The organism is Lentimicrobium saccharophilum (assembly GCF_001192835.1).
Lineage (GTDB): Bacteria > Bacteroidota > Bacteroidia > Bacteroidales > Lentimicrobiaceae > Lentimicrobium > Lentimicrobium saccharophilum.
In genome coordinates this window covers 108278-120233 of sequence record NZ_DF968183.1, presented here as the reverse complement: position 1 = coordinate 120233, position 11956 = coordinate 108278, and the positions used below count along the sequence as shown (strand labels likewise).

At 46.1% G+C, this 11956-nt stretch carries 11 protein-coding genes; 8 read left to right on the top strand and 3 right to left on the bottom strand.

What is annotated here, in order from left to right; all coding sequences use genetic code 11:
- Nucleotides 1-17: 17 nt before the first annotated feature.
- The 4 genes from nfo (at nt 18) to TBC1_RS12340 (ending at nt 4350) form a co-directional block, all read left to right on the top strand.
- The gene (gene nfo / locus TBC1_RS12360; protein ID WP_062043349.1) at nt 18-860 is read left to right on the top strand and encodes a deoxyribonuclease IV; all 843 of its coding nucleotides are present in this window, start codon (nt 18-20) and stop codon (nt 858-860) included.
- Nucleotides 861-1043: 183 nt separating this feature from the next.
- Nucleotides 1044-2594, top strand: a complete 1551-nt coding sequence (locus TBC1_RS12355) for a T9SS type A sorting domain-containing protein (protein ID WP_062043346.1) — start codon at nt 1044-1046, stop codon at nt 2592-2594.
- A 27-nt stretch (nt 2595-2621) separates the two neighbouring features.
- Nucleotides 2622-3503: a T9SS type A sorting domain-containing protein gene (locus tag TBC1_RS12350; RefSeq protein ID WP_062043343.1), complete on the top strand. Its 882-nt coding sequence runs from the start codon at nt 2622-2624 to the stop codon at nt 3501-3503.
- A 442-nt stretch (nt 3504-3945) separates the two neighbouring features.
- Nucleotides 3946-4350, top strand: coding sequence for a response regulator (locus tag TBC1_RS12340; RefSeq protein ID WP_062043336.1), 405 nt, complete (start codon nt 3946-3948; stop codon nt 4348-4350).
- A gap of 70 nt (nt 4351-4420) precedes the next feature.
- Here the strand turns inward: TBC1_RS12340 and TBC1_RS12335 are convergent, their stop codons facing one another.
- Entirely contained in the window at nt 4421-5596 is a 1176-nt protein-coding gene (locus TBC1_RS12335; protein ID WP_062043333.1) for a PAS domain-containing sensor histidine kinase, read from the bottom strand.
- 242 nt (nt 5597-5838) lie between these two features.
- Between TBC1_RS12335 and TBC1_RS12330 the strand changes: the two genes are divergently transcribed.
- Complete coding sequence (locus TBC1_RS12330) at nt 5839-6675, top strand: mechanosensitive ion channel family protein (protein ID WP_062043330.1); 837 nt, start codon at nt 5839-5841, stop codon at nt 6673-6675.
- A gap of 28 nt (nt 6676-6703) precedes the next feature.
- Nucleotides 6704-7138, top strand: coding sequence for a YrhA family protein (locus TBC1_RS12325; RefSeq protein WP_137305704.1), 435 nt, complete (start codon nt 6704-6706; stop codon nt 7136-7138).
- Nucleotides 7139-7436: 298 nt separating this feature from the next.
- Here TBC1_RS12325 and TBC1_RS12320 read toward each other — a convergent pair whose 3' ends face one another.
- On the bottom strand, nt 7437-8936 hold the full coding sequence (locus TBC1_RS12320) for a succinate CoA transferase (RefSeq protein ID WP_062043324.1): 1500 nt from the start codon (nt 8934-8936) through the stop codon (nt 7437-7439).
- 198 nt (nt 8937-9134) lie between these two features.
- On the opposite strand from TBC1_RS12320, the gene TBC1_RS12315 reads away from it, so the two are divergent.
- Nucleotides 9135-10151: a YhdH/YhfP family quinone oxidoreductase gene (locus TBC1_RS12315; protein ID WP_062045531.1), complete on the top strand. Its 1017-nt coding sequence runs from the start codon at nt 9135-9137 to the stop codon at nt 10149-10151.
- A gap of 287 nt (nt 10152-10438) precedes the next feature.
- Complete coding sequence (locus tag TBC1_RS12310) at nt 10439-10897, top strand: hypothetical protein (protein ID WP_062043321.1); 459 nt, start codon at nt 10439-10441, stop codon at nt 10895-10897.
- Here the strand turns inward: TBC1_RS12310 and TBC1_RS12305 are convergent.
- The gene (locus tag TBC1_RS12305; RefSeq protein ID WP_062043318.1) at nt 10894-11895 is read right to left on the bottom strand and encodes a bile acid:sodium symporter family protein; all 1002 of its coding nucleotides are present in this window, start codon (nt 11893-11895) and stop codon (nt 10894-10896) included. The two genes, TBC1_RS12310 and TBC1_RS12305, sit on opposite strands and share 4 nt — an antisense overlap.
- Nucleotides 11896-11956 lie beyond the last annotated feature (61 nt).

The following is an 11956-nucleotide window of genomic DNA, read 5'->3' as shown; positions in this document are numbered from 1 at the left end:
TAAAAACAACCAGGGACATGAAATATATCGGAGCGCATGTGAGTGCCGCAGGAGGCGTGGAGAACGCACCATTGAACGCGGCAGCCATCGGAGCAAAAGCTTTTGCACTATTCACAAAAAATCAGCGGCAATGGGTTGCTCCTCCCCTGACGGCTGAGAGCATCGAAAAATTCAAAACCAATCTTGCAACACATGGTTATGAACCGTGGCAGGTGCTTCCACACGACAGCTATCTGATAAACCTGGGTCATCCCGGAAAGGCGGAACTGGAGAAATCGCGCGCCGCTTTTCTTGACGAGATGCAGCGCTGCGAACAGCTTGGGCTCGACCGCCTTAATTTTCATCCCGGAAGCCACCTCAATCAGGTGCCCCCCGAAGAAAGCCTTAAAATCATTGCAGAATCCATCAACATCGCCCTTGACAAAACGCGGGGCGTTATTGCCGTGATTGAAAATACCGCAGGTCAGGGCAGCAACCTGGGTCACCTTTTTGAACAGATCCGGCTTATCATAGATCTGGTTGAAGACAAATCCAGGGTCGGCGTGTGCCTGGATACCTGTCACACCTTCACCGCCGGCTATGACCTGATCACCCCTGAGGGGTATTCAGAAACATTCAGACAATTCGATGAGATCATCGGATTCGGTTACCTGCGCGGCCTGCACCTGAACGACAGCATGAAACCGCTGGGCAGCCATGTTGACAGGCACGACAACATTGGTAAAGGTTTTCTCGGAACTGAAGTCTTCCGGAGAATAATGAACGACCCCCGTTTTGATGAAATCCCTATCATCCTCGAAACACCCGATGAAGAAAAATGGGCGGAGGAAATCAGCCTGCTTTACAATATGATAAAATAAAATTATATAGCAGGTTCAAGATATCTGAAGCGCCGGAATATTTTAATATCAGGAAGGATTAGTATAAATAATATTTATATTTGTTACAGGAATTTTATCCAGGGCCTCATGCGCCATCTGCCTGCTTTATCCGTAAGAACAATTAACCGGTATTCATAATTTTATCTTATAAATCATCTTCTCATGCTCAGACACATTCCGCTATTCGTTTCATTTATGGTGATTTTCGCTAACGGTATTTCCGATAGTATTCATGCGCAAACGAAAACAAACAGCCTCGTTTATTACCTGGAAAATGACGGAATACAGGTCAATGCCGCTGACCGTCACGCTGGTGGAGGCTACCTGCTCTCCGGGGGAGGTTATATGAGTGGATTTATCGCGAAAACAGATGAGAACGGGAATCCTGAATTGGTAAAAGGGGTTGCCGATCACGTTATTTCAGATATTATTCACGAGGCAGATTCAGGTTTCACCACAGTTGGCTACAGGCAAACAGGCAACAATATTCTGAATCTGATGCGGTGGAACGCTCAGGCAGATACCCTCTGGACCATGAACCTTGAGCTTAACAGGGTATGGTACCCAAGACTAAGAAGGTTGGCCAATCAGGACTACCTGATCTCAGCGACAACTATGACAGAAGCCTCGGAACTGGCTCCTCTCCTGCTCAGGGTTAGCCCCCAGGGGGCCCTCCTATGGTCAAAAATTTATGAACCAACTTCAAACGAGCCGGCATACGCTTATTCGGCTGCGGAGCTACCCGACGGCAACCTGCTGATTACCGGATACATAGCCTCACCCGGCAATTACAGGGTACTGCTGACTCAGACAGATGCACAGGGTAATCCACTTTTATCTAGGACATTTGCTTTTCAGAATACATACCACAATGCCTGTTATGATGTTGTACAGGGTGAAGAAGGGATTACCCTGCTCTGTGAAACAGATAATGACATTGCACTTATGCGGATCGGATTTGACCTCAATCCGTTATGGGGTAAATCATTCCATTCTTACTTTTATTTATATTTCAACGAATCTAAGGGAAACCTGATCAGAAATACTGACGGTAGTTTACTGCTCTCCGGTTCCAGCGACTGGGGAAATTTTATTAAGACCGATAGTCAGGGGACTCCGGAATATATACTGGATGCCTTTATGTATATGGCTGATGCAGTACCGGCAGATGATGGCGGTACCATGTTGTTCGGAAACGGACCACTTATTGGGGTAAAGAGTTTTCCCGGTTACTATCCGCAAATCGGGGTTTATCGCTGCGACAGCCTCGGCGAAGGCAGCAGTTGCGTGGGGAAAAGCACGCCCTTCTTTGAAGAAGCAGAAATAGACTCCGAAGACATCCAGTTTATAGCCACTCCCGCAGGTATCCTTCAGCAAAATCCGGCAGCAATTTATGAACTGGAATTCCTTTCCGAAGCTGCCTGTGTATCGTTTATCGGCAATGTGCAGAACAATATAACAGAATCCGGGCAGATTCTTGCCTGCCCCAATCCTGCCAACACCTGGTTCTCTGTTGATCTGAGTCAGGAAATGCACAAAAAGTTTTCACGACTCGAGATATTTTCTTCCGGTGGACAAATTGTCTATAAAACCTATGATCCGTCAATCGCCGCCGGTGCCATCCCATGTAACCATCTGCCAGCAGGGATTTATCTGATCAGGGTAATTGCAGGCAACAAAAGCTACTCCGGAAAAATCAGTATCCAACATTAATCTCCTGAATTCCAAATATCCAAAAGTATGCAGGTAAAAAGATTACTTATCACGGTCCTGGCAGCAATCCTGACATTACCGGTATTATGCCAGCAGTTTACCGACCAGCACAATCAATGGAATGTAGCCAACTCAAATGGATGGACAGTAATATCCACCGAAATATACCGCTACTGGGGCGACACCCTTATTCAGGGAAATAATTACCGGAAAATGGTCTATCAGCCGGATTCATCTGTTTCAACAGATTGGTATTATATCGCCGCTGTCAGGGAAGAAAACGGCTATGTTTACGGAGTTTTCAACAGATCTGAGGAGGAGTGCCTGCTTTACAATTTCAACCTTCTGCCGGGCGAATCCGCCTATATTCAAAGTATCTGGTGTACCGGTCCCACCCAGGTTACCTGTATCGATACTGCTTCTGTAGAAATCAACGGAACATCCAGAAGAGTTATTTTCTTAAACGACACCTTTGAGGAGCGCTGGACTGAAGGCATTGGCAGCCATTTCGGACCATTGTACGCCAGCCTTTACATGTGTGTTACGGATATATATCATCATTTGCTGTGCTATTATAATGACAATCAACTGCTTTATATGGACCCCGGAGCCATTTCGTGTTACGAAACCAATGTCGGTGTGCAACAGGAAACGTTGATTCAACGGTTAAAGCTGTGGCCCAATCCGGCTGCATTGCATTTACAGGTTGAATTACCGCGTATGGTTTCCGGTTACGGCGGAGTTTATAAAGTAGTAAATGCAGCCGGGCAGGTCATCCTCAGCGGAACAACCGGAAATACTCCATTTCTTCATTTAAGCCTGACCTCCTTACCCGACGGAATTTACCTGTTTCGCTGGGAGTCGCAAAACGGCGGCATTGCATCAAAGTTTATAATCTCCCGGCTTTGAGACACCATCTGCTGAAGCAGGTTTTGCATTGATCATATGCTGCGCCGGGAATCGGTATAAGTGAAAGCAATGAAAATCCAACGCGTTCACCTGTCTTATAAGCATTTCTGTTCCTTTTTACCCGTTAATGGCGGACTGCGCACCGGATCTGATCAGATAAAATCCTAAAAAACAGTTGATAATAAATTCCCGCTTGAATTTGACATCAGGTGTTTTTTTTCGTACATTCGAAACTTGAAATATCCGGGAAAAAGCACCATTGGGTGATTTTTCGAAAAAATTGCCGGAATCATTCACTTTCAGGGGTTACTTTTGATTTTTTAAACGATACAGCATAACCGGAACGACAATTATTCCGGATATAAAAGCGTTTTCTTAAAGTGGGGATAACCTGATCAAAACGATGACTGCTTATTGACAGCGCAAATTCAAGTTTGAAGCAATGGAAGAAAAGACGGAAGACATGACCCGGCAAGCCTTGCCTGAAGCCAGAATACTGGTTGCCGAAGATGAGGATTCAAACTACCGGTACGTTGAAAAACTGCTGAAAAAAGCCGGTTTCGACCTGTTGCGCGCCAACAATGGATTTGAAGCAGTTGAGTATGCAAAGATTTATGAGGACATTGACCTGATCCTGATGGATATAAAAATGCCTGTCATGAATGGTGTGGAAGCAACCCGCGAAATCAAGCTGATAAAACCATCAATTCCTATTATCGCCACCACTGCTTTCGCCATCCCCGGCGACCGTGAGGTTTTTCTGAAAGCCGGGTGCGACGACTACATTCCCAAGCCTATCAAACCTGCCATACTGATCGACCTGATCCGGAATTACCTGAAATTCTGACTGGTTAAGTATATCAGATATCCGGTTTTATTCAGCCTTTATGTAGCCGGAAAAAAACCGGACAGGGCACTCAATGCTGCGAAAGACTTACAGGAATCTCAATCCAGAAGGTAGTTCCGGTTTCGTGGTCACTTTCGAAATACACCTTCCCTTTCAGATAATTCGTGGTAAGTATCTTGATGGAATAGGTACCTATGCCCCGATTGGCCCCTTTTGTTGAAAATGAACGCTGAAAAATCTGCAGTTTAACCTCCTCCGGTATTTCGCCCGGATTATTTACCCAGAAACGGATGTATTTGTCAATCAGTTTAGCCCCGGTTTTGATCACAGAACCTGCCGGAGAGGCTTCGAGGGCATTTTTCATCAGGTTGATCAGCACACGTTTGATCAGCTGAGGATCGCTTTCAAACCAGGCAGAATGAGAAAAGGGATCAATAAATATCCTTTTATCCAAAGCAATCTGGTGATATGACAGGTAGGTTGCCACATCATTCAGTAGCTGTACAGGTGAACATCTTGTGATATTCAGCTCAAGGTCACCACTTTCGGCCGACATCAGGGCACGCTGCGACATCAATTCTTCCACAAGCTCATTACCTGCTTTCTTCGCCCATATTATCGCGGACTTATACTCTTCCTCATCCTGAGGATTTTCAAGGGCCATCAGCAATCCGTTCAACCCTGCCGCGGTATTGAGGATATCATGAAAAAACATACGCTCCAGCATCAGCCTTCGCTTTTTATCGCTGATATCTTTAATGCCCAGCATAATATATTGCTCATTGTTGTAGCGGAAAGGACTGGCTTTCACCTCAAGGTCGAGCGAATGCTGCTGACCATCCTCCCCGCTAATGGTTGTAATCCTGCATTCACGGGTAACAACTGTACCGGATTGCTGGCAATCCATAATGGCATTTACTGCCCCGCACATCCTGCATGCCTTTGAAGTTCCGCAACCACTGGCTGCAGCGGCAAGATTGATGCAATGAAAAATCTCTCCGGCCCGCAGCCCGATTACATCATGCTCGTCGTTTACACTGATCATATTTACCAGCGCATGATTCGCATAAACCACCTGCCTGTTGCCGTCGAGAATTAAAGCCACATCGGGCATGGCCTCTGTGATCATGCTCAACTGAACATCCGCTGCCAGGGCACGATGGCTTTGCTGAATAGCCTTGTCGTCTGACCTGCCGGCCGGTGCATAAAAAGTATCAGGATTCAACGGAATATCTTCTTCACTCATTTCTCAATTATTTGTCATAAAAAATTAAGGGCAACGGCTGATAAAATTACTTCAGATTATCACGGAATTGTCCGCAAGGAATTACTTCATTCTACAAAGAGATCACCTCAAATTCCCGGTTTGCCGGACAAAAGTAAATATTTGTACTCAATTTCAGGGAAGATGATTAATTTAGGTGTTTCAGACTGGATTCGGGTACATCAGGCATCCGATCCAAATAGTAAAACTATAACATTTTCCTTATGGAACTGAAAGAATTTTTAAACCTTGATATTGTCAATATCGGGAAGTATTCTGTCAATGCCTTCGACCTGATTATCAGCAGCCTGATTGTTATCGTCACCATCATCCTGCTGCAGTTGATCAGGAAATTTTTCAACAGCAGGGTAAAGGCCGGCAAAATTGACAAGGGAAGTGCATTCTCCATATACAGTATCATTAAATACCTGATCTGGATCATTGCTATACTTGCTATCCTGGAATCGCTGGGTGTAAACCTGAACCTTATGCTGGCCGGTTCAGCCGCACTATTGGTAGGTCTGGGGTTTGGTATACAGCAGATATTCAATGATCTGGTATCCGGCATTATTCTTCTTTTCGAAGGCAATCTGAAAGTTGGCGATGTAATTCAACTCGAAAACAATATTGTCGGCAAGGTCAAGGTGATCGGACTTAGGACCTCGAAAATCAAAACGCGCGACGACATCATCATGATCGTTCCAAACTCGAAATTTATCAACGACCGAGTAATCAACTGGAGTCATGAACAGGGTTCTACAAGGTTCCTGGTTGAGGTCGGCGTTGCATATGGATCCGATACGCAGCTGGTAACCCGTTTATTGCTGGACTGCGCCAAAGAGATCCCTGAAATTGACCTGGCTCCGGAGCCCTTTGTCAGATTCAACGATTTCGGGGATTCCGCGTTGATTTTTCAATTGCTCTTCTGGACAAAAGAAGCTTTCCGGAGTGAAAATATCCGGAGCAAAATCAGGTATGCGATTGACCGAAAATTCAGGGAAAACAACATCACCATCCCATTCCCGCAGAGGGACGTGCATATGATTTCCGAAAAAAAATAAAAACGAGCGCTTTTTACATAATATGAATATGAGAGCCAAAAATACCAGAGAAACGATCACCAGGGCATCGGCCCTTCCCTTTGCTGAAACATACAAGCCCTGCGATACAGACCAGCTTGAAAAATTTATTGACCGATTGATTACCTCCGGACATGGATGGAGTGATGAAATCACAGATTTCCTCACGATCTCCAACGGATTCTTCTACAATGGAATTTACGTTTATTCACTTGGTTCGGACGAAACCCCCGATTTCATGGATATGATTACTGCCAACCTGCAATGGGATATCGCAGACAGGCTGCCGGGATGCGTTATGTTCGGACGTTCAGATGAAGAAGTTTATGTTTACAATCAGCCGGAAAACAAATTTCAGATCCTTGATCTTACAGGCTGGGATGAATACTATGCTTTCGATACCATGAATGAACTGCTGGAATTTGTTATTTCGGAAAGGATCTGATCAGGGCAGATTCATGGATTCACACTGATTAAGCAAGGGATTTTTACCTTCAAAAATCGGACACCAGCTGATTTTTGATGCTGTAAACCTTTCAGGGAATATCCGGTATCGGTCGGTTATCGGTCAGATGATAAAGCGCCGGAAAAAATGAACTATTCTTACTGGTCTTAATCAGCAGGGCAGGATTGTGCGAAAAGCTGCAATCCCTTTACTGGTAGAATGTAAAAAGAAGATCCGGCAAAGTCCTGTTCGTTGCCGGATCCTGGAGATTCAGTCAGCCGTTGAACCCGTCAGCAGCTTACCTCCTGAAGCAATCGCCCCAGTTGATGTTCCGCATATCACCCGACCGCTCAAACTCCATATGCATGCCAAATGCAGCCGAAAGCGTACAAGGGGTATGGGTATCCCCGGCAAGGTTGGCATAATCGCGCAGGGCTTCCCGGTAATCCGGATGTACACAGTTTTCGATAATGGCTTCCATCTTGGCTTTGGGCGATTTCGAACGGAGATCGGCAATCCCTTGTTCGGTAATGATTACCTGAACCGAGTGTTCGCTGTGATCCGTGTGGGAAACCATCGGTACAAATGCGCTGATCTTTCCGCCTTTGGCAACGGATGGACAACTGAAAATGGAGATATAGGCATTGCGGGTAAAATCGCCTGAACCGCCGATGCCATTCATCATTTTGCGGCCCATGACATTGGTGCTGTTCACATTGCCAAACAAATCCACCTCCAGGGCCGTATTCATCGACACTATCCCCAGCCTGCGGGCCACCTCCGGGCTGTTCGAAATCTCCTGAGGCCTGAGCACTATGCGTTCATGAAAGAAATCAAGGTTATCATAGACATGAGAAAGCATTTCCTGCGATACCGTAAGAGAGCAGCCGGAGGCAAACTTAATCCTCCCTGTTTCCATAAGCTGGATTACACTGTCCTGAATCACTTCGGTGTACATTTCAAAATCAGGAATTCCTTTGTGCTCGCCCAAAGCGGCGAGAACGGCATTGGCGATATTTCCCACTCCCGACTGCAAGGGAAGAAATGATGAAGGAATACGGCCCTTCCTGAGTTCATTCGAAAGGAAATCGGCCACATTCATACCAATACGGTTGGTAACTTCATCGCTGCCGGCAAAGCCACCAACTTCATCCGCATGGTTGGTTAGCACCACCCCCGCGATCTTCCCGGGATCAACCTTTATCACTTCCGCTCCGGCCCTGTCGGAAGCCCGGTATATGGGAATTTCCCTGCGGTGAGGCGGATCCGCAACTACCAGAAGATCGTGCATGCCGCGCAGGCGTTTGGGATGATATGAGTTCAGCTCAATCAGGAGACGATCGGCATACTGACAAATGGTTGGTGATATTCCCACCCCGGTTGTCAGCACAATCTCGCCCTGCTCAGTAACATCACAGGCTTCAATAATCCCCCAGTTCATCTTACCCAGAAAACCATAACGGATCGTCTGGCCAACCGTGGACAAATGGGAATCAAAATAATCGGCTTTCCCGGCATTGATCAGATTCCTGAGGTCAGCGTTCGACTGATAAGGTGTACGGAATTTTACCGCTTCTGCCCTGGCAAGTGACCCATCCAGAGAGTCACCGGTGGATGCACCGGTAATTACCCCGATTTTGAAAGGTTTCCCCTGCGCATGGGCTGCCTTTGCCTTCTCACCTATGGCCACGGGAATGGATTTAACTGAACCGGCCGGCGTAAATCCACTGAAGCCCACTACATCATCATGACTGATCAAATCCGCGGCTTCCTCAGCCGTCATAAATCTTAATGCCATTGTTATTAATTTTTATCAGTAAAAAAGTTGTTAAAAAAAACACCCGTTTAAAAATTCAGCTGAACGGATGCAGTTTCCGGAATAGTCTCCATCTTTGCAGGACAAATCCGGTACAAAATTATCAATTTAAACAGATCCGGTAATGAAAATTCGATACATGTATTCATGTATTTATCTGAATATGAAACATTTGATCAAATGACAGCACCGCATATTTCCCGGGACACATATTTCATGGCTTTGGTAACGGAACAAAATGAGGACGGCAGTTACAGTTCCTCCGTTAAGATTAAAAACATCTCTGAACTGCCAGGGCATGATCTGCTGATCAGGGTAATCTATTCGGGCCTGAACTACAAGGATGCGCTGTCGGCAACGGGTCACAAAGGCATTACGCGTCGCTACCCGCATACCCCGGGCATTGATGCTGCCGGCATTGTTGTTGAACCGGGCAACAGTGAATTTACAGCCGGACAGGAAGTGATTGTAATGGGATATGATCTCGGCATGAATACCGACGGCGGGTTTGCGGAATACATCAGGGTTCCTGCTTCGTGGGTGGTAAGAAAACCGGACAATCTGAGCCTGAAAGAATGCATGATCATCGGAACTTCAGGGTTTACAGCCGCCAGCGCTGTTTATGAATTTATAAATCACGGGATAGTTCCCGGTGACGGAAAAGTTCTGGTGACCGGAGCCAGCGGTGCGGTCGGGTCTATGGCGGTTGCCATGCTGGCTATAGCAGGTTATGAAGTGGTGGCTTCGTCCGGTAAACCGGAGTTTGCCAGTATGCTGAAGGAAGCAGGAGCAACGGAAATCATCGGAAGAGAAGCCATCAACGATAACTCAGGCAAAGGACTGCTTCCTCCACGCTGGGTTGCCGCACTGGATACTGTAGGGGGAAATACCCTGTCCACCGTGCTGCTCTCTACCGCCGAAAGGGGCATTGTAGCCAACTGTGGCATGATCGCATCCGCAAGGCTGGATGTTCCCATATTCCCGTTCATTCTCAGGGCCGTGCGCCTGATCGGAATTGCATCGGCAGAGACCCCTATGAAGAGAAGACTCGAAATCTGGAACCTGATCAGTCAGAAACTGAAACCTGACAATCCTGGTAAACTCAGCAGATCCATAAGTCTAGAGGAAATCCCGGAAGAACTTAATCTTATGCTGAAAGGCAGGCAATCAGGCAAGATCGTAGTGAAGATCGGCTAAAACAGTGTATATATTTTTTACACAACCAGATTAATAAGCCATCAATCTGACATCCTGTCAGATCACGGATGTGTAAAGGTTTTTAATAGCCAAGCTGTTTTTATACATTTGTTAATGAATTATTTAAATAATTTTTCTTCGTATAAGAATCAAAAAGGACAGACTTCAATAATTTTATATAATTTCAGCCGGAACAGCAAGGCAATAACATTTTTTTACACTATTTTTTGCATATTAGTAAATATATATTACATTTATACTACTTTTGCGCTTCTAAAATCTTACTCATGTCAACTCAAACTGCCCAGGATTCACATTTCGAATACATCAGCAGATTCAAACTGCTGATCAGCAAAGCGCATTCAGAAGCTCAATGCAGTTTCACAGACTATACACTCTTTTTCTTTTCTTTTTTAAGGGAAGCGGAACTTCACCCTGTTGAAAATATCATCATATCCTCACCCGCATTGCCCGAAGAATTCAGCATGAAACTGCACACCTGGTTCAATGATTATATATTACCTCAGCTCAGGCATCTTGGAGTAAACCGTATTGCCATCGTTACCGGATCTCCGAAAGGCAAAAACCAGGAGCGCCCTGTCTATTACGGGATTAATCCTGAAACAGGTTTATTCTCTTCCATGCCCGAAGCCAAAGCCTGGATTACAGGGCTGTTCAATAAATCAGAGAAATCCGGATGCCTGTCCGATACCCGGTTTTTCACCGCATGCAAGATTACCGGTTAACCATGCTTACTTTTTCCGGCTGCAAACCGCTGCGACATCATACCGGTTAATGCCAGCTGCATGGCATGATACATCAGCACCGGCAACAGCAGCAAGCCAGCGGAAGCCACATTGCTGAAAAGCACCTTCGCCATAACGCTGCCATGCATCAGCGATTTAGTGGATCCACAGAATAAGGCGGCTATCAGATCTTCGCGCGGCAGACCTGCCCGCCGCACAAATATGGTGATCAGCAGGTTGACCAGTGCAAAGAGCCCCAGCAGGGCAAGCATCAGTAATAAAATAACCGGCAGGCCTATTCCACTGAACACCCCGCTGCTGAAAGAAGCGCTGAATGAAGAATAGACAATGGCAAGAATGACACTCTGATCAAAATAGCGGGTAAAATCCTTTTTTCTTATAGCGAGATCACCCAGCCATGGATGAAGGGCAACTCCGGCAGCCAGAGGGAACAGAATCTGATAAGCCAGGCGGGTAAATACCGGAAGAATTTCCAACCCTGTGCCGCCTGACCCCTGAATAAACAGGCCCATCCACAAAGGGGTAATCAAAATTCCCGCTATACTCGAAAATGTCGCATTGAAAACAGCCCCCGGAATATTTCCGCCGGCCAGCGAAACCATAACCACCGCCGAAGATACCGTTGATGGCAGGGCTGCCAGAAAAAACACCCCCAGCCAGATCTCCCCGTATTCGCCATCTGCGAAAAACTTTCTGAAAATCAAAATAAGCAGGGGGAAGATGATAAAAGTAACCGATTGTATCACCAGATGCAGTTTCCAGTGAGCCGCACATTTTACCAGCTGGCCGAGGCTTAATCTCAGTCCGTAAAGAAAAAAGATAACTGAAATTCCATACCCGGCCAGTTGTTTGATGGAAAACATACCGGTTTTCAAACCCGGCCCCGGGAATAGCCAGCCAAACAGAATCATCAGCAGCAACGCCGGCGTGAACCAGTCAATGCCGGCCTTGGGAAATTTCACAGAAACCAACCTCATCGGACAAAATTCTTATTCATCGTTCACCAAACCCTAACCAATGCAAACCTACAGGATAATT

Coding starts and splice junctions, on each gene's coding strand:
- TBC1_RS12315 (WP_062045531.1), top strand. CDS start 9,135: ATGACAGCACCGCATATTTCCCGGGACACATATTTCATGGCTTTGGTA.
- TBC1_RS12340 (WP_062043336.1), top strand. CDS start 3,946: ATGGAAGAAAAGACGGAAGACATGACCCGGCAAGCCTTGCCTGAAGCC.
- TBC1_RS12355 (WP_062043346.1), top strand. CDS start 1,044: ATGCTCAGACACATTCCGCTATTCGTTTCATTTATGGTGATTTTCGCT.
- TBC1_RS12330 (WP_062043330.1), top strand. CDS start 5,839: ATGGAACTGAAAGAATTTTTAAACCTTGATATTGTCAATATCGGGAAG.
- TBC1_RS12305 (WP_062043318.1), bottom strand. CDS start 11,895: ATGAGGTTGGTTTCTGTGAAATTTCCCAAGGCCGGCATTGACTGGTTC.
- TBC1_RS12310 (WP_062043321.1), top strand. CDS start 10,439: ATGTCAACTCAAACTGCCCAGGATTCACATTTCGAATACATCAGCAGA.
- TBC1_RS12325 (WP_137305704.1), top strand. CDS start 6,704: ATGAGAGCCAAAAATACCAGAGAAACGATCACCAGGGCATCGGCCCTT.
- TBC1_RS12350 (WP_062043343.1), top strand. CDS start 2,622: ATGCAGGTAAAAAGATTACTTATCACGGTCCTGGCAGCAATCCTGACA.
- nfo (WP_062043349.1), top strand. CDS start 18: ATGAAATATATCGGAGCGCATGTGAGTGCCGCAGGAGGCGTGGAGAAC.
- TBC1_RS12320 (WP_062043324.1), bottom strand. CDS start 8,936: ATGGCATTAAGATTTATGACGGCTGAGGAAGCCGCGGATTTGATCAGT.
- TBC1_RS12335 (WP_062043333.1), bottom strand. CDS start 5,596: ATGAGTGAAGAAGATATTCCGTTGAATCCTGATACTTTTTATGCACCG.